Source organism: Amycolatopsis sp. NPDC049159 (assembly GCF_040648295.1).
In the GTDB taxonomy this organism is placed as follows: Bacteria; Actinomycetota; Actinomycetes; order Mycobacteriales; family Pseudonocardiaceae; genus Amycolatopsis; species Amycolatopsis pretoriensis_A.
Map to the genome: position 1 here is coordinate 369,334 of NZ_JBEZDL010000004.1, position 16,568 is coordinate 385,901.

A 16,568-nucleotide genomic window follows, 5' to 3' on the forward strand; every position below is an offset into this window, starting at 1 on the left:
ATCAGTGCCGAGGTCGCGTTAGCGCTAACAGTACGCGGGCGAATGTCGTGAACGGGTCATTCGAGACGATTCAGCGCGGTCCGGTGCTCTCCCGGACGATCAGCTCGGCGGGCACCAGGTGCCGGGCCCCCGCGTCGCCGCCTGCCATGCGTTCCTCCAGGAGACCGAACGTCCGGCGGCCGACCTCGATGAAGTCCTGGCGGACCGTCGTCAGCGGCGGGGAGAAGTACGCCGCCTCCGGGACGTCGTCGAAGCCCGCCACGTGGACGTCCTCCGGCACCCGGATCCCCGCCTCGGTGAACGCCCGCAGCAAGCCCAGGGCCATCTGGTCGTTGGCCGAGAAGACCGCCTTGAGCCCGCGCTTGCCGGCCAGCGCGCGGCCGGCTTCGTACCCCGAGCGCGGGCTCCAGTCGCCGCGCACCAGGGCCGGGACTCGCAGGCCGCGGGCCTCCAACGTCTCCCGCCAGCCGCGTTCGCGGTCGCGGGCCTCGAGCCAGTCCTCCGGGCCGGCGAGGTGCCAGACCGTCCGGTGGCCCAGTGCGAGCAGGTGCTCGGTGGCGCGGCGGGCGCCGTCGTACTGGTCGACCGAAAGGACCGGGACCGGGGCCGACTCGCCGCCGCCGACGGCCACCAACGGGATGTCGGACGGGGCCGCCGCCAGTGCGCGGCCGGCCGTCACGTGCGGGGCGATCACGACGATGCCTTCGACCGCCTGGCGGCGCAGGCTCTCCACGGCGTCGCCGATCGACGTCCGGCCGGGGCGGGTCACGCTGCAGATCGCGACGCCGTAGCCGGCCTCGCGCGCCGCGTTTTCGATGCCGTACAAGGTGCTCGCCGGCCCGTAGAGGTTCGACTCCAGCGCGACCACGCCGAGCGTGCCCGACCGGCCGGTGACGAGCGTGCGCGCGGCCGTGTTGGGCCGGTACCCGAGCTTCTGCACGGCGGCGAGCACCCGCTCGCGGGTCTCCGGGCGCACCGGCCCGCTCTCGTTGACCACGCGTGAGACGGTCATGTGCGAAACCCCGGCCATGCCGGCGACGTCGGCGAGGCTCGGCTGCCGCGGCCCGGGTGCCGCCGCCCTCGTCTGCTCCCCCGCCTTCGCCCGGTCCACCACCCTGGCCCCTTCCACCTCGCGCCTTGTCCCCACGTCCGAGACGTTACCGCCGAATCGGCGGGCGCCGGGCTTCCCGCGCCGGGCCGGGACCAGCCGAGCGGACCGGACCACGTGCGGTTACCGTCGGCGGGTGGAGAACGCCCGGTTTCCCGAGCGGTTCGGGCGGTGATCGCCGTCCTGCTCGTCGCGGTCCCGGTGGGGATCTGCATCGGGATCGTCGGCATCGGCGGGGTCCTGCTGCCACCCGCGCTCACGTGGCTGGCGGGCCTCGACATCCACGCGGCGGCCGGCACGAGCAGCTGGTGCTTCCTGTTCACGGGCATCGCCGGCACGCTCGCGTACGCCCGCAACCAGGCGATGCCCTGGCGTTTCGGCGGCTGGCTCACCCTCGGCGCGGCCCCGGCGGCGGCCGCGGGAGCCCTGGTGAACGGCGCGGTACCGGCAACGGCGCTGTGGCTGGTGCTGGCAACGCTCACGGCGGGGTCCGGAGCGTTCAACCTCTGGGGACGGCCACGCAAGGGACTCACGGACGAGCCCGGGACGGCGGCGGAGCTCGGCCCGGCTCACCCCGCAACAACGGCAACGCCCGAGGCGCTACCGGCCGAGCCTGGCGACGCGCCACCCGCCGAGCCCGGGTTACCCGCCGCAGCACCGCCAGCCGAGGCCGCGCCAACGGCCAAGACACCACCGGCCAAGCCCGAGTTGCCCACCGCAGTGCCGCCGGCTGAGCCCGCACTGCCCACCGGAGAACTACCACCCCAACCCGAGCCACCCGCCACAACGCCAACCGCCAAGCCCGAGTCACCCACCGCAGCACCGCCGACCGAACCCGCACTGCCCACCGGAGAACTACCACCCCAACCCGAGCCACCCGCCACAACGCCAACCACCCAGCCCGTGACGACCCGGACGCCAGCACAACCCAAGCCCACCGACCCCTCACCAGGCGAGCTCGGGCGTAGGCGCGAGCTGCCGCCCCTCGCCGCAGTTGCCGTCGGGGTCTTCGTCGGGTTCGGGTCCGCTCTCACCGGGACCGGCGGGCCCGTGCTGCTCGTTCCCGTCCTCCTCGCCCTCGGCGTGCCCGTGCTCACCACCGTCGCCGCCGGGCAGCTCATCCAGTTGCCGCTCGTCGGGTTCGCGACCGTCGGCTACGCCCTGCACGGCTCCGTCCACTTCGGACTCGGGAGCCTCCTCGGCGTCCTCTCCGCGGCCGGCGTCCTGCTCGGCGCGCGCTGGGCACGAAGGCTCCCCGGCCGCCACCTGCACCGCGTCGCCTCGGCCGCGCTCGTCGGCTTCGGCACCGTTCTCTTCGTGCTTCCCTTCCTCCCCCGCTAGGCAGGCCCGAGGCGCACGCAGCACAGCCCCGGCCCCGGTGCCAGCCGGGCACGCAGCCGGTCGTCCCCCACGCCGGCGAGCATCCCCTCGACCAAGCCGAGGTTCATCTCGCAGACCAGCCGCTGGTGCGTCCGGGCCAGCTGGTGGAACGGGCAGTTGCCCAGCAGCACCTCGGCCCCCTCGACGCGCGGTTCGAAGCCGTTTTCTTCGAGCGTGCCGACGATGTCCGCCCCGTGCGCGAGTTCCGCGCCCCGCTCACGGGCTCGCCGGACCAGGATTTCGCGGGCCGGGTCACCCGTCTCGTCGGCCTCCTCGACCGCGGTCGCGAGCAGCTGACCGGCCAGTTCGTACTGCCTCTCCGGCAGGGAGACGCTCACCTGCCGGTCGGACCTGCGGTACAGCTTCGCCGGCCGTCCGGCGCCCGGGCCGGTGCGGCCGGTGCGGCGTTCGTGGCCGACCGCCAGCAGCCGTTCGTCCACCAGGCGGTCGAGGTGGAACGCGACGGTCGCGCGGGGCACGCTGAGGGCGGCGGCGACGTCGTCGCGGCTCACCGGCTCCGGCTGGCGGACGACGAACTCGTACAACCGGCGCCGGGTCGGCTCGTCGAGCGCCGCGACCGCGGCCAGCGCACCGGCCTGGGGTTCCTGCATCACCGCATTCTAAAACACAAAACTGTTGACGAAAACCCCGGAGAGCTTCTAACGTCGGCTCGACTTGATTTTAGAAGGAGGCACGCCCGTGAGCGTCGAACCCGTCCCGCTGCGGCACCTCGGTGTCGTCCACGACCGCGACGCCGTCGACCTGCACGCGGCGGAACGAGCGGTCGCCGATCTGCTGCGGGCGCTCGGCAAGGACCCGACGTCGGAGCACCTGGGCGACACCCCGCGCCGGGTCGCCCACGCCTACGCGGAGATGCTGCGGCCCCGCGACTTCCAGCTGACGACCTTCCCCAACGACGAGGGCTACGACGAGCTCGTGCTGGCGAAGAGCATCCCGGTGCAGTCGCTGTGCGAGCACCACATGCTGCCCTTCCGCGGCGTCGCGCACGTCGGCTACCTCCCCGGCGACCGGATCCTCGGCCTGTCGAAGCTCGCCCGCGTCGTCGAGCTGTTCGCGCGCGACCTGCAGGTGCAGGAGCGGCTGACCAAGCAGGTCGCGGACTGGCTGCAGGAGCACCTCTCGCCGAAGGGCGTCGGCGTGGTGATCGAAGCCGAGCACCTGTGCATGTCGCTGCGCGGGGTCCGGGCGACCGGCGCGCTCACCGTCACGTCGTCGCTGCACGGCCTGCTGCGCGAGGAACCCAAGACGCGCCAGGAGTTCTTCGCGCTGACCGGGGTGAGCGCATGACCGACACCTTTGTCGTGATCGGCGCCGGGCTGACCGGCGCGAAGGCCGTGGAAACCCTGCGCGCGGAAGGGTTCGCGGGCCGGATCGTGCTCGTCGGCGCGGAACCGGACCTGCCCTACGAGCGGCCGCCGCTGTCGAAGGGCTACCTGCTCGGCCAGGACGACCGCGCGTCGGTGTTCGTCCACGACGAGAAGTGGTACGCCGAGCAGGACGTCGAGGTGCGGACCGGACAGCGGGCCAAGGCGCTCGACCGCGCCGCCCACGAGGTCGAGCTGGCCGGCGGCGAGCGCCTCGGCTACACGAAACTGCTGCTGGCCACCGGATCCTCGCCGCGGCGGCTGCGGGTGCCCGGCCACGACCTGGCCGGCGTCCACTACCTGCGCCGGCTGTCCCACGCCGACCAGCTGCGCTCGGCGCTCTCGGCGGGCGGCCGGGTCGTCGTGGCCGGCGCGGGCTGGATCGGCCTGGAGACCGCCGCGGCGGCGCGCACCTACGGCTGCGAAGTGACCATCGTGGAGCCCGGTCCCTCGCCGCTGCACGCCGCGCTCGGCCCGGAACTGGGCGGGTTCTTCGCGGACCTGCACCGCGGCCACGGCGTCGAGCTGCGGTTCGGCACCGGCGTGACCGGGTTCGCCGGCGACGACGCGGTTTCGGCGGTGCTGACCGACGACGGCGAGATCCCGGCCGACGTGGTCGTCGTGGGCATCGGCGCGCGGCCGGAGACGCAGCTCGCGGAAGAAGCGGGCCTGACCGTCGACGACGGCGTCCGCGTGGACGCGGCCCTGCGCACCGAAGACCCGGACGTCTACGCGGCGGGCGACGTCGCGAGCGCGTGGCACCCGCACTACGAGCGGACGATCCGCGTCGAACACTGGGCGGCGGCCACGAACGGCGGCCCCGCGGCGGCGCGCTCGATGCTCGGCCAGGCGGTCGAATACGCCGAGCTGCCCTACTTCTTCTCGGACCAGTACGACGCGGGCCTGGAGTTCACCGGCTGGTTCCCGCCGGGTGGCTACGACCGGGTCGTGCGCCGCGGCGACGCCGAGGCGTTCCACGCGTTCTGGCTGGCCGGGGACCGGGTGGTCGCGGGCCTGCACGTCAACCGCTGGGACGAGGGCCTCGACGCGGTGCGCGAGCTGATCCTCAGCGGCCGCGCGGTCGACCCGGACCGGCTCGCCGATCCCGGCCGGCCACTCGACTCGCACTGACAGAGCGGGGGCCGGAGTGGACTCCGGCCCCCGCTCGACGTCAGTCCGCGCGCCGGTGCCGGCCGCGGCGGGCGCCGGCGAGCGCCCGCACCCGCAGCACCAGATCCCCGCGGCGGGCCTTCTGCGCGTACTCGAGCAGCGCCTCGACCTGCTCCTGCGGCAGCCAGCCCTGATCCGCCCCGGCTTCCAGCCGCAGCAGGTGGGTCACCAGCTCCCGCGAGTCCTCGTCGTTTTCCCCGGCCAGCTCGGCGAACCTGCGGGCCGACTCGACCTCGCCGTCGCACCACGCCGTCATCGCCAGCAGCGTCGCCGTGGCCGTCATGATGTCGCCGCGGTGGACGCCACCTTCCGCCGCCAAGTGCTCCGCCAGCTGGAAACTGCGCGTGCCGACGCCGCCGGCCCCTTCCCGGCGCACCGCTTGCGCGAGTGCCCGGATCTGCTGCGTGACGTAGTCCCCGCTCGACAACCCCGACATGCCGTCCCCTCCACCGCGCACGCCGATCCGTGCGTCCCCCGACAGGTGTACCGCATCGGCGGCTGGATACGTCGAACGCCCCACCGGGTTGCGGCCGATCGGTCCCGGATTCAGCCCGATCGGTCCGGGCCGGCGCGCCGCTGGGACATGTAGACAGCCGCCGACGTGCGCCGTTCGACGCCGAGTTTGTGCAGCACCGACGAAACGTAGTTCTTCACCGTCTTCTCGGCCAGGAACAGCCGCTCCGCGATCTGGCGGTTGGTCAGGCCCTCGGCGACCAGGTCGAGCACCCGGCGTTCCTGCGGGCTCAGCTGCTCGTAGCGCGGGTCGGCGGTGGCGACGTTCTCCCCGCGCAGCTTGTTCATCACCGACGCGGTGAGCGTGGCGTCCAGCAGCGAGCCGCCGCCGGCGACCGTGCGGACGGCGTCGATCAGGGACCGGCCGGACACCTGCTTGAGCATGTAGCCCGCCGCGCCCGCCATGATCGCGCCGAACAGCGCGTCGTCGTCCGAATAGGACGTCAGCATCAGGCACGCCGGCGGCGGTTCCACAGTGGACCGGATCTCGCGGCACACCTCGACGCCCTGCCCGTCCGGCAGCCGGACGTCGAGGATCGCGACGTCCGGGCGGGCCTGCGGGATCCGCACCAGCGCCTCGGCCGCCGTCCCCGCCTCGCCGACCACTTCGATGTCGGGTTCGGCCTCGAAGACGGTCTTCAGCCCGGTCCGGACCAGCTCGTGGTCGTCGAGCAGGAACACCGCGATCGTCATCGTCCACTCCCCTGCTCGCCGGCCCTGGCCGGCAGTTCGGCGGTCCATTCCAGCCGGGCGCCGCCGTCTTCGGCGGCCACCAGCACGCACGTCCCGCCCCAGCGGGCGGCCCGCGCGGCCAGGTTGCCGAGCCCGCTGACCCGGTCGCGGTCCGGCGGCGGGCCCGTTCCGTCGTCGCGCACGACCAGGGTCAGCCGCCGGCCCAGCCTGTCGACGGTCACGTCGACCGACGACGACGTCGCCCCGGCGTGCCGCGCGACGTTCGTCAGCGCCTCGCGCAGCGACGCGATCAAGTCCGAGCGGACGGCGTCCGGCACCGCGGCGTCCAGCGGCCCGTCGAACCCGACGCGCGGCTCGAACCCCAGCGTGTCGCGGGCGTCCACGGCCACCCGCAGCAGCTCCGCGCGGAGGCTGCCGTGCGCCTGCGCGGGTGCCTGCAGCGAAAAGATGCTGTTGCGGATCTCGCGGATGGTGCCGTCGAGGTCCTGGGCGAACCCGGCCACGCGCGCGGCGACCGCCGGGTCGGCGATCAGCCTGCTCACGCCCTCCAGGCCCAGCCCGGTCGCGAAGAGCCGCTGGATGACCAGGTCGTGCAGGTCGCGGGCGATCCGGTCGCGGTCTTCGAACACCGCCAGCTGCTGGCGCGCTTCCTGCGCGCGGGAGAACTCGACGGCGAGGGCGGCGTGCCCGGCGAAGGTCTCGGCCAGCTGGACGTCGGAGTCGGTGAACGGCGACTTGTCGCGGAACTTCGCGACCACCAGCACCCCGAGGGTGTCCTCACCGACGAGCAGCGGCACCGAGATGGCCGAGTCGAGGTCCTTGATCATCGCCGGCATCGGCCCGGCGCGGTCGCGCTGCTCCTCCTGGACGCGCTCGCCGTAGTCGCGCACGACGACCGGGCGGCGGGTCGCGAACGCGACGCCGGTGGCGGTGCCTTCGGTGGGGACGGTCAGCCCGGTGAGCCGGTCGGCGTCGTCGCCCGGGGGCTCGACGACGTCGAAGATCAGCTGCCCCGGCCCGGCCGGGCGGGCGATCGCACCCGCCGTGCCGCCGGCGACGATGCGGGCGCGTTCGGCGATCAGCCGGAGCGTGGTGTTCAAGTTCTGCGACGCGAGCAGCGCGCCGGTGACGTCGTAAGAGGCTTCGAGCCAGCGTTCGCGGCGGCGCATCTGGTCGACGAGCAGGGCCTTTTCCACGGCCATCCCGGTCGCCGCGGTGAGCGCGCCCAGCACTTCCCGTTCCCGCCGGGAGAACCCGCCGCCAGGACCGGGTTCGATGACGAGGGTCCCGTAGACCTGCGGCCCGGCGCGGACCGGCAGCTCGACCGCGCCGGCACCGGGCTCGCCGCCGAAGCGGGCGACGCCGTTTTCCGGCAGCTCCAGCCGGCCGCGCGGGGCGCCGACCAGCTCGCACGTCGTCGCGACCGCGCGTTCCAGCAGCGACGGCAGCTCCAGCTCGCGGGCGATGCCGCCCACGGCCGCGAGGATCGCCGGCATGCTGATCTCGTCCGTCACTTCCCGTCGACCCCGCAGGCTCCGCCCGAATCCCGGGCCACTCCCGGGCCGTCAAGGGTGCCACAGAAGACTGCCCGCGTCGGCCCAATCCGGTTCGTCCATCCGGTGGGTCGATCGGCGGAGCCGGTTCGTTACTGGGCGTGGCAGGCGAGGCGGTGACCGCTGATCGACTCGGCCGGGACGCGCAGGAAGCGGTGGCCCGGCGGCACCGGGCAGGGGCACGGGCAGGCGATGTCGACCGCGCCGGACTCGGCGGCCCGCCCGAGCAGGCTGACGTACCAGCCGGCGCCGAGGTCGTCGGCGTATTCGTCGGCTTCGAACGCGACGACGGCGTCGCGCGCACCCGCGTAGAGGGGACTGGCCGCCGGGACGGCGAACACCACGGCGTCCTCGACGACCGTGAAGCGGACCGGGCGGACCGCCGGCATCGCCCGGTGGGTGAAGATCACCCGCCCGAGGCTCGCCGTCCGCAGCAGCGCCAGGCATTGCTGCCGGTCCAGCAAGAGCCCGAAGCCCACGTCGTCCACCATCGCGTCCCTGTGTTTCTCCTGTGAATAACCCGGTCACCAGCGTGATCGGTGGCCCGGGCGCCCCGATAGGGCCGTTCGGCCCGCCCACCGCCGCGGGCGCGCGGACGCACACCGCGGTCCCGCGCACCAGGGCCGGAAGACCCGGGCCGCAGCGGCCGGCCGGCCGGTGTGGCGACCACGCGGAGTGACTTAGCGTCGTGATCATCCGTGACGGCGAGTGTGGGAAAGGGTGAGGTCGATGTCGCCGCACTCCGCCGAGGGCGCGTCCGCTCCCCCGGCGACGTTCACCCTGGACCCGGACCTCGTCCGGTCGGCGATCCGCGGCGACCGCGCCGCGGTGGCCGGGCTGCTGCACACCCTGCGGCCGCTGGTGTTCCGCTACTGCCTGGGCCGCCTCCGCACCTGGCAGGACGGCTCGTCGGACGCCGAGGACTGCGCGCAGGACGTGCTGCTGGCGATCGTCAACGCGCTGCCCGGCTACCGCTACGCGGCCGACGGCTTCCTGGCGTTCGTCTTCGGCATCGCGTCGCACAAGGTGTCGGACTTTCACCGCCGCCGGGCGCGCGACCGCACGAGCCCGGTCGCCGAGCCGCCCGCCGACCGCTGGACCGGCGACGACCCGACCGGCGAAGAGGTCCAGCGCTCGGCGGCGCTCGACTGGTCGTCCGGCCTGCTCGACACGCTCCCGCCGCGGCAGCGCGAAATCCTGGTGCTGCGGATCATCCTCGGGATGACCGCGGAGGAGACGGCCGCCGCGGTCGGCCTCGCCAGCGCGGGCGCGGTCCGCGTCGCCCAGCACCGGGCGCTGGCCACCCTGCGGCGCGGCCTGCTCGCGCAGAAGCACGCCTCGTGAGGGCCGCGCGTGCGATCATCCCGGGGTGCCCCCGCTGCTGATCGCCGTCGGCGGCCTGCCCGCGACCGGCAAGACCACCGTCGCCGCGGAACTGGCCCGCCGCACCGGTTTCGCGTTCCTGCGCGTCGACACGATCGAACAGGCCATCGTCCGTTCGTCGCCGCTCGCGCAGCCGCTCGGGCCGGTCGGCTACGTCGTCGCCCAGGACGTCGCGGCCGACCTGCTCCGCACCGGCGTGAGCGTGATCGCCGAGTGCGTGAACCCGCTCGCGGTGACCCGCGACGCGTGGCGCGAGGCCGGGCTCCGGGCCGGCGCCCGGGTGCTCGAAGCCGAGATCGTCTGCTCCGACCCCGCGGAACACCGGCGCCGCGCGGAAACCCGCGACGTCGGCATCGCGGACCTGGTTCCGCCGACGTGGCAGCAGATCGTGGACCGCGAGTACGAGCCGTGGACGCGCGAGCGCCTCGTCGTCGACACCGCGCGGCTGCCGGTCGGCGAGGCGGTGGCGGTCATCGAATCGGCCGCGCTGCCGCGTCGTTGACGTTCTCCAGGCGGCGGCCCGTGGTGCGCGGGCCGAAGACCGCGATGTCCACCGCGACCACCACCAGCGCGCCCGCGACGACCAGGAACAGTGTGGTCGGGCCGTGCGAGCTCAGCAGCGGGACCAGGACGAACGGCATCGCGCCGCTGGCCAGGCGCGAGAGCGAGTACGTGCCGCTGGACGCCGTGGAACGCAGCGCCGTCGGGAAGATTTCGGCCTGGTAGATGTGGAACGCGTTCGAGAAGAGGTTGCTGGTCGCGGTGTAGAGGAAGCCGAAGATCAGGATCAGCGCCATCGAACCCGCATAGCCGAACGCGATGCCGAACACCGCCATCGCCAGCACCGAACCGATCACGAGGAACTTGCGCTCGACGCGTTCCACGATCGGCAGGGAAAGCGCGGAGCCGACCGGGTAGCCGAGGTAGGTCAGCGCGGCGAACAGCAGCGACTGCGAAACGGCGTACCCCTTGGCCGCGAGGACGAGCGGGACCAGCGTGCCGAAGCCGTAGTAGCCGAGGGTCTGCAGGATGTGGAAGACGACCATCATCCACGTCCGCCGCCGCAGGGCGGGGGCGAAGAGCTCGCGCACGGGTGCGGCGACGCGCTTGCGGGTGACGCCGCGCGGCGGGGCCGGGGTGCCGGCGGTGGCCCCGCGCGCTTCGGCCTCCATGCCGGCGACCAGGTGCTCGGCCTCCTCGGTGCGGCCGACGGAGTCCAGCCAGCGCGGCGATTCGGGCAGGCCGCGGCGCAGCAGGAAGACCGCGGCGGCGCCGAGCGCGCCGATCACGAACAGCCAGCGCCAGCCGGCGATGCCGAAGACCTCGTGGTCGGTCAGGCCGCGGGCGAGGAAGCCGACGACCGGGAAGCCGCAGAACGCGAGCGTGTAGGCCCAGGCGATGAAGCGGCCGCGCTTGCGGGCGGGCAGCAGGTCGGTCAGGTAGGTGTCGGCCAGCGGTGGCTCCGCGCCGAGGCCGATGCCCGCGAAGAACCGCGTGACCAGCAGCATGAGCGCGCTGCCGCTGAACGCGCCGAGCAGCGAGAAGACCGAGTAGAGCCCGAGGTTCACGAGGAACGCCCCGCGCCGCCCGAACCGGTCGGCGAGCCGGCCGAGCAGGAGCGCCCCGAAGAACATGCCGACGAACGTCGAGGCGAGCAGCGGCGGCAGGTCGGCCTTGGTCAGGGCGAACTCTTCGACGAGCACCGAGCTGAGCACCCCGGTCAGGAAGACCTCGTAGAAGTCGAAGAACAGCCCGAGCCCGACGGCGACGGTGGCCCGCCGATGGGTGCGGGTGATGGGCAGCCGGTCGAGCCGGCCCGCGATCGTGCCGGTGTCCGGCGCCGCGTCGGGGAGGTGGGCCATCCGTCGTCTCCTTTGACTTCGCCACTATGTGGTTGGCCAACCCATAATGTGACGGCAGGTGCGATGGAGTCAAGGACTCACGGGACGGGGACAGGATGGGTCAGGTGGCGCCGGATCGCAGGTCGGGGCGTGGATCCGGACAAGAGGGGACCGACCGGGAATTTCGCCGCCCCGCAGGTCCCGGCGAAGTCGCACGGCCGGGCAACTCTGCCGCCGGTGATCCGCACGCCCCAGACCGGCACAACGTTGCGGACCACACCGACGCGTCTTTGCCGGAGCCCCGGCATCCGGCGAGGTGAACGACTCGTTCATGACGTTGCGGACCGCGGGACCAAATCCCGCAGCCCGCTCAGAGGCCGGAGACCTGCTCCACGCCCGGCCGGTACCCCAGCCGCTCCGAGGCTCGCCGGGCCGCTTCCACCACCACCGGTGCCAACCGCGGCACGTCGGCCGGTGTCATGCGCTGGGTCGGGGCGCCGATCCCGATGGCCGCGCCGACCTCGCCGTTCAGCCCGAACACCGGGGCGCTCAACGACGCCGCGCCCAGGTCACGTTCCTCGAAGCTCACCGCATAACCCGTCGACCGGATCTGGCCGAGCTGCTCGGTCAGCAGGTCGATGTCCACCACCGTGCGCGGGGTGAACCGGGCCAGACCGTGGCCGATCGCGTCCTTGATCGCCAGTTTGTCCCAGGCCAGGAAGACCTTGCCCGCCGAACCCGCGTGCAGCGGCATCACCATGCCGACCACGAACAGCCGGACCACCGGGTGGCGGGACTCGGCCAGCGAAATCACCGTGCGGTAGGCGCCGTCGCGGACGTACAGGCACGCCGTCTCGCCCGTTTCGTCGCGCAGCTGCTGCAGCACCGGGCGGGTCAACCGGACCAGGTCGAGGCCGAACGTGCCGGGCGCCGCCCAGCGGACCAGGCCGAGGCCTACGCGGTAGGTGTCGTCGTAGCGGTCGAGGAAGCCTTCGCGCACCAGGTTGTGCACCAGCCGCTGGCACGTGCTCGCCGGCAGCCCGGTGGACCGCGTGATCTGCTGCAGCGTCAGCTCCGGGTCGTCGATCGTGAACGACTCGAGGATCTGCTTGAACTTGCGCAGCACCAGCACCGGCGTCGTCCCGCCGCCGCTGCGCTCTTCCTCTGCCATCGCCCCGCCCCGTGCCCGTGGTGTGCCGCACAGTCTAGCGACGCTCGCCCCCATTGACTCCACGACACACGCCCGTATTCTGAGTTGACAACTCACATAGTGGTTTGGAGTCGGGCATGAGTGAACAATCCGGGCCCCTCGCGGGCCTCCGGGTGGTCGAACTGGGCAACTTCATCGCCGCGCCCACCGCCGGGCGGCTGCTGGCCGACTTCGGGGCCGACGTCGTCAAGGTCGAGCGCCCCGGCACCGGCGACGAGCTCCGGCGCTGGCGGCTGCACGACGGCGACACCTCGCTGCTCTTCCGCACCCTCGGCCGCAACAAGCGCTCGGTGACCGTCGACCTCCGCCGTCCCGAAGGCCAGGACATCGTGCGGGCGCTGGCCGCGCGCAGCGACGTCCTGCTCGAGAACTTCCGGCCCGGCACGCTCGAACGCTGGGGGCTCGGGCCCGGCGAGCTCCGCGCGCTCAACCCGCGGCTGGTCGTCGTGCGCGTCTCCGGCTACGGCCAGACCGGCCCGTACCGCGACCGGCCCGGCTTCGGCGGTGTCGCCGAAGCGATCGGGGGGCTGCGCGCGCTCACCGGCTACCCCGGCCAGGCGCCCACCCGCGTCGGGGTCAGCCTCGCCGACTCCGTCGCCGGTCTCTACGCGGTGATCGGCGCGCTCATGGGCTTGCTCCGCCGTGAACGCGAGCCCGGCGCCCGCCCCGGCGAGGTCGTCGACGTCGCGCTCTACGAAGCCGTCTATTCCCTGATGGAGTCGCTGCTCCCGGACTTCGACGCGCACGGCGTCGTGCGCGGCCCGGCCGGCTCCGCGCTGCCCGGGGTGGCGCCGTCCAACACCTACCGCTGCGCCGACGGCAAGTACATCGTGGTCAGCGGCAACGGCGACGCGATCTTCCGCCGGCTCGCGCACGCCATCGGCCGCGCGGACCTCGCGGCCGACCCGCGGCTGGCGGACAACGCCGGGCGCGTCCGCCACACCGGCCTGCTCGACGAAGCGATCGGCGCGTGGGCGGCCACCCTCACCCAGGAAGCCGCCGAAGCCGCGCTGCTGGCCGCTTCCGTGCCGAGCGGCCCGATCCTCACCGCCGCGGACATCGCGAAGGACCCGCACTTCGAGGCCCGCGGCATGCACGAACGCCACCGCGTGCGCGTCGGCGCGGGCCGCGAAGCCGAAGTCACCTTCCCGGGCATCGTCCCCGCGCTGGCCGAACGGCCCGGGCGCACCCGCTCGCTCGGGCCGGACCTGGGCGAACACACCGAAGCCGTGCTCGCCGAGCTCGGCATCACCGGCGACGCCGTCGCCGGCCTCCGCGAAAAGGGAGTGATCTGACGTGACCGAAGTCCTCATCACCGAGGTCGTGCTGCGCGACGGGCTGCAGGACGAGTCCCTCACCGTGCCGACGCACGAAAAGGTCCGGCTCGCCCGCGGCCTGGTCGACGCCGGCGTCCGCGCGCTCGAGGTCGGCTCCTTCGTCTCCGCGCGCCGCGTACCGCAGCTGGCCGACACCGGCGAGGTGCTCCGCGCGCTGCTGCCGGACACTCCCGCTTGCCTGCACACCCTCGTGTTCACCGAACGCGGGGCGCGGCAGGCGATCGACGCCGGCGCCAGGTCGGTGCGGCTGGTCGTCTCCGCCAGCGACGGGCACAGCACCGCGAACGCCGGGGTCCCGACGGCCGCGGCGCTCGACCGGCTGGCCGGGTGCGCCGAACTGCTCACCGGCGCGGGGGTCGCGCTCGAAGCGTCGGTCGCGACCGCGTTCGCCTGCCCGTTCGACGGCGACACCGAGCCGGACCGGACCGCCGACGTGGCCGCGCGCCTCGGCCGGCTCGGCGCACGGGTCGTCCACCTCGCCGACACGATCGGTGCCGCCCGGCCGAGCCGGCTGCGCGCGGTCGTTTCGGCGGTGCGCGACGAACTGCCGGACGTCCCGCTCGGCCTGCACCTGCACAACACCTACGGGCGCGCGGCCGCCAACGCGTGGGAGGGGCTCTCGCTCGGGATCCGCCGGTTCGACGCCGCGCTGGGCGGGATCGGCGGCTGCCCGTTCGCCCCGGGCGCGTCCGGCAACGTCGGCACGGACGACCTCGTCGACTTCTTCCACGGCGAAGGAATCGCGACCGGAATCGACGTCGCGAAACTCGCCGAGGTGCGCGATCAGGTCGGCCTCGCGGTCGGCCACCGGCTCGGCTCGGCACTGGCCGCCATTCCCGCGGTGCCCGCGCCGCTGCGCTGATCCCGGGTTCGCGCAAGGCTTTCCGGCCGGGCCCAGTCGCCGGGCCTCACCTGGGGATACGGACGGGGGTTCAGTTCGGTTCAAACTTTTTTCAGTGCTTGCCCGGTGTCAAAGGCCCGTGTAACTTCCATAACGGAACGATAACCAGCCGGTTGACGACGCGGCCACGGGCAGGTGAGCGCGCACCCACTGATGTCGGGTCAGTGGACCAGCCGGAAAGCCGTTCCTTGCCGACGCATTCCTGATGGGCACGAGCCTGGGCTCGTACCCGTTCAGTGTCGCGCGTTCCCGCCAGCCCGACACCCCGGAGGATTTCCCCATGCCCAGCAGCACCCAAGGACGGCACCGCCTGTCCCGCAGAACCAAGATCGCGACCGGCGGCCTCGCCCTCGCGATCGCGGTCGGCGGCATCGTCGTCGCGACGACCACCGGAAACACCGGCGAAGCCAGCGCCGACGAGGCGAACCCCGCGTTCTTCGTCGACATCCTGAAGGTGAAGCCGAACCAGTTCGACCCGCGGCCGGTCTACGGCGCCGCGACGGGCACGTTCACCGTCGACTGCGGCCGCAACGAGAACCAGCACTTCAACCCGGACAACTTCATCGCGCAGCCCGGGGTCCGCAACGGCGCCCAGCACCTGCACGACTACGTCGGCAACCTCTCCACCAACGCCGACTCCACCAACAAGACCCTCGCGAAGGCCGGCACCACCTGCCGCAACGGCGACAAGTCCGCCTACTTCTGGCCCGTCGTCCGGATCGACACCGGCGAAGAGGAGAAGAACGAGCCCGCGAAGGCGCCCGACGGCGACCGCGCGCAGGCCGCCCAGGAGTCGAAGACGGTCCAGATCGCTTGCCCGGACGTCGCGAGCAAGCTGCCGGACATCCCCGACCAGGCGATGGACGAAGTGGACAGCAACCTCGACCAGCTCGACTCCCAGGCCGACGAGGCGAACAAGAAGGTCGCGGCGACGCAGGGCCAGGGCGGCGAGAACCTCGTCCAAAACAGCATCATCGGCCCGCTCAACGACCGCCGCAAGGCGATCATCGACCGGATCCTCACCGCGATCGGCCGGTTCGCGCCGAAGCCGGGCGGCATCGGCGGCCTGCCGTGCGGGACGAAGCCCGGCAAGGACACCGGATCGCCGACGCCGCCGCCGAGCAGCACCGCGGGCGGTGCGCTGCCCGGGCAGGACGACAACAACGAGCTGCCCGGCAACGACGGCAAGATCCTGCGTCCGCAGAAGGTCCAGATCACCTTCCGCGGCAGCCCGGTGGGCAAGGTCGTGGCGATGCCGCGGTTCCTGCGCGTGCTCTACGGCGACGCGAAGGTCTCGACCAACGGCACCGCCAACGCCCGCGCCAGCTGGACGTGCAGCGGGTTCGAAAACCGCGTCACCGAGAAGTACCCGATCTGCCCGGAGAACAGCAAGGTCAAGCGCGTGCACACGTTCCCGAGCTGCTGGGACGGGCAGAACACCGACAGCGCGAACCACCGCACGCACATCGTGTTCCCGGACCAGAACGGCCGGTGCGCCAAGGGCTTCAAGGCAGTGCCGCAGCTGCAGATCTCGCTGACCTACGACATCCCGCACGACATCCAGGTCAAGAAGCAGTACAAAGTGGACGCTTTCCCGCAGGAGAAGCACAACCCGTTCTCCGACCACGACGACTTCGCGAACGTGATGTCGCAGCGGATCATGAACGGGCTGGTCAACTGCGTGAACCGCGGACGGACCTGCCGGGCGTGAGCTGACCGGAATTCCCCCGACCGGCGGATTCCCGGGGTCGTCGCACCACAGGTGATCGACTGGCTTCGGTCAGGAGCTTGGCCAAACGCTCGGCTGGGATGTCCCAGCCGAGCGTTTCGCGTGGACGGCGGTTGAGCTGAGCAGGCCGTCGGGGTTCTCGTTGGAGCCGCGTTGCCACGTCGGGTGCGGGTCGCAGACGTGGACCGGGATTCCGGTGGCGATGCCGAACTCGTGGTGACGACCCATCTCGCTGCCCTGGTCCCAGGTCAGCGACCCGCAGCTGGGGGGCAGGCGGCGATTCTGCCGGAGTTGGGCCGCGATCGGCGGGCTTCGGCGCGGGTCTGGGCAGCACAGGGGCGGTAGCCACCGGTGCCGGGATGGCC

Annotated in this window: 16 protein-coding genes and 1 pseudogene; 8 read left to right on the plus strand and 9 right to left on the minus strand. The window is 72.9% G+C overall.

The features are described from left to right. Positions 1 to 70 precede the first annotated feature (70 nt). Positions 71 to 1,114, minus strand: coding sequence for a LacI family DNA-binding transcriptional regulator (locus tag AB0B33_RS10535; protein WP_360769511.1), 1,044 nt, complete (start codon positions 1,112 to 1,114; stop codon positions 71 to 73). Between the two features lie 111 nt (positions 1,115 to 1,225). Between AB0B33_RS10535 and AB0B33_RS10540 the strand changes: the two genes are divergently transcribed. Continuing rightward, positions 1,226 to 2,449, plus strand: a complete 1,224-nt coding sequence (locus AB0B33_RS10540; RefSeq protein WP_360769371.1) for a TSUP family transporter — start codon at positions 1,226 to 1,228, stop codon at positions 2,447 to 2,449. Here the strand turns inward: AB0B33_RS10540 and AB0B33_RS10545 are convergent. Further along, positions 2,446 to 3,099 carry a helix-turn-helix domain-containing protein gene (locus AB0B33_RS10545; protein ID WP_360769373.1) on the minus strand — a complete coding sequence of 218 codons (654 nt, stop codon included), beginning with the start codon at positions 3,097 to 3,099 and terminating at the stop codon, positions 2,446 to 2,448. The genes AB0B33_RS10540 and AB0B33_RS10545 overlap by 4 nt on opposite strands. 88 nt (positions 3,100 to 3,187) lie before the next feature. Between AB0B33_RS10545 and folE the strand changes: the two genes are divergently transcribed. Together folE and AB0B33_RS10555 are read left to right on the plus strand one after the other, a co-directional pair. Beyond that, positions 3,188 to 3,796 carry a GTP cyclohydrolase I FolE gene (gene folE / locus AB0B33_RS10550; RefSeq protein WP_247023702.1) on the plus strand — a complete coding sequence of 203 codons (609 nt, stop codon included), beginning with the start codon at positions 3,188 to 3,190 and terminating at the stop codon, positions 3,794 to 3,796. Then, the gene (locus AB0B33_RS10555) at positions 3,793 to 5,004 is read left to right on the plus strand and encodes an FAD-dependent oxidoreductase (RefSeq protein WP_360769376.1); all 1,212 of its coding nucleotides are present in this window, start codon (positions 3,793 to 3,795) and stop codon (positions 5,002 to 5,004) included. The genes folE and AB0B33_RS10555 overlap by 4 nt, the downstream gene beginning before the upstream one ends. 40 nt (positions 5,005 to 5,044) lie before the next feature. Here the strand turns inward: AB0B33_RS10555 and AB0B33_RS10560 are convergent, their stop codons facing one another. The 4 genes from AB0B33_RS10560 to AB0B33_RS10575 form a co-directional block, all read right to left on the minus strand. Then, positions 5,045 to 5,479: a hypothetical protein gene (locus tag AB0B33_RS10560; RefSeq protein ID WP_360769379.1), complete on the minus strand. Its 435-nt coding sequence runs from the start codon at positions 5,477 to 5,479 to the stop codon at positions 5,045 to 5,047. A 110-nt stretch (positions 5,480 to 5,589) separates the two neighbouring features. Further along, on the minus strand, positions 5,590 to 6,249 hold the full coding sequence (locus tag AB0B33_RS10565; protein WP_360769381.1) for a response regulator transcription factor: 660 nt from the start codon (positions 6,247 to 6,249) through the stop codon (positions 5,590 to 5,592). Next, on the minus strand, positions 6,246 to 7,745 hold the full coding sequence (locus AB0B33_RS10570; RefSeq protein ID WP_360769514.1) for a GAF domain-containing protein: 1,500 nt from the start codon (positions 7,743 to 7,745) through the stop codon (positions 6,246 to 6,248). Before AB0B33_RS10570 ends, AB0B33_RS10565 begins: the two co-directional genes overlap by 4 nt. A gap of 149 nt (positions 7,746 to 7,894) precedes the next feature. Then, on the minus strand, positions 7,895 to 8,293 hold the full coding sequence (locus AB0B33_RS10575) for a pyridoxamine 5'-phosphate oxidase family protein (protein ID WP_247023706.1): 399 nt from the start codon (positions 8,291 to 8,293) through the stop codon (positions 7,895 to 7,897). Between the two features lie 238 nt (positions 8,294 to 8,531). On the opposite strand from AB0B33_RS10575, the gene AB0B33_RS10580 reads away from it, so the two are divergent. Both AB0B33_RS10580 and AB0B33_RS10585 read left to right on the plus strand, forming a co-directional pair. Then, the gene (locus tag AB0B33_RS10580; RefSeq protein ID WP_360769385.1) at positions 8,532 to 9,146 is read left to right on the plus strand and encodes a sigma-70 family RNA polymerase sigma factor; all 615 of its coding nucleotides are present in this window, start codon (positions 8,532 to 8,534) and stop codon (positions 9,144 to 9,146) included. A 25-nt stretch (positions 9,147 to 9,171) separates the two neighbouring features. Then, positions 9,172 to 9,687 (plus strand): AAA family ATPase, encoded by a 516-nt coding sequence (locus AB0B33_RS10585; protein ID WP_360769388.1) that lies wholly within the window; start codon positions 9,172 to 9,174, stop codon positions 9,685 to 9,687. Here the strand turns inward: AB0B33_RS10585 and AB0B33_RS10590 are convergent. Both AB0B33_RS10590 and AB0B33_RS10595 read right to left on the minus strand, forming a co-directional pair. Further along, on the minus strand, positions 9,656 to 11,047 hold the full coding sequence (locus AB0B33_RS10590; protein ID WP_360769391.1) for an MFS transporter: 1,392 nt from the start codon (positions 11,045 to 11,047) through the stop codon (positions 9,656 to 9,658). The genes AB0B33_RS10585 and AB0B33_RS10590 overlap by 32 nt on opposite strands. 349 nt (positions 11,048 to 11,396) lie before the next feature. After that, positions 11,397 to 12,197, minus strand: a complete 801-nt coding sequence (locus tag AB0B33_RS10595) for an IclR family transcriptional regulator (protein WP_247023709.1) — start codon at positions 12,195 to 12,197, stop codon at positions 11,397 to 11,399. A 116-nt stretch (positions 12,198 to 12,313) separates the two neighbouring features. On the opposite strand from AB0B33_RS10595, the gene AB0B33_RS10600 reads away from it, so the two are divergent. The 3 genes from AB0B33_RS10600 to AB0B33_RS10610 all read left to right on the plus strand — a co-directional run bounded on the left by AB0B33_RS10600 (position 12,314) and on the right by AB0B33_RS10610 (position 16,185). Then, positions 12,314 to 13,531 (plus strand): CaiB/BaiF CoA-transferase family protein, encoded by a 1,218-nt coding sequence (locus tag AB0B33_RS10600; protein WP_360769394.1) that lies wholly within the window; start codon positions 12,314 to 12,316, stop codon positions 13,529 to 13,531. A 1-nt stretch (position 13,532) separates the two neighbouring features. Beyond that, positions 13,533 to 14,435 (plus strand): hydroxymethylglutaryl-CoA lyase, encoded by a 903-nt coding sequence (locus tag AB0B33_RS10605; protein WP_360769397.1) that lies wholly within the window; start codon positions 13,533 to 13,535, stop codon positions 14,433 to 14,435. A 319-nt stretch (positions 14,436 to 14,754) separates the two neighbouring features. Continuing rightward, the gene (locus AB0B33_RS10610; RefSeq protein ID WP_360769400.1) at positions 14,755 to 16,185 is read left to right on the plus strand and encodes a DUF1996 domain-containing protein; all 1,431 of its coding nucleotides are present in this window, start codon (positions 14,755 to 14,757) and stop codon (positions 16,183 to 16,185) included. Here the strand turns inward: AB0B33_RS10610 and AB0B33_RS10615 are convergent. After that, positions 16,148 to 16,458, minus strand: a pseudogene (locus AB0B33_RS10615) (hypothetical protein); the annotation flags it as partial. The gene AB0B33_RS10610 and the pseudogene AB0B33_RS10615 overlap by 38 nt on opposite strands. Positions 16,459 to 16,568 lie beyond the last annotated feature (110 nt).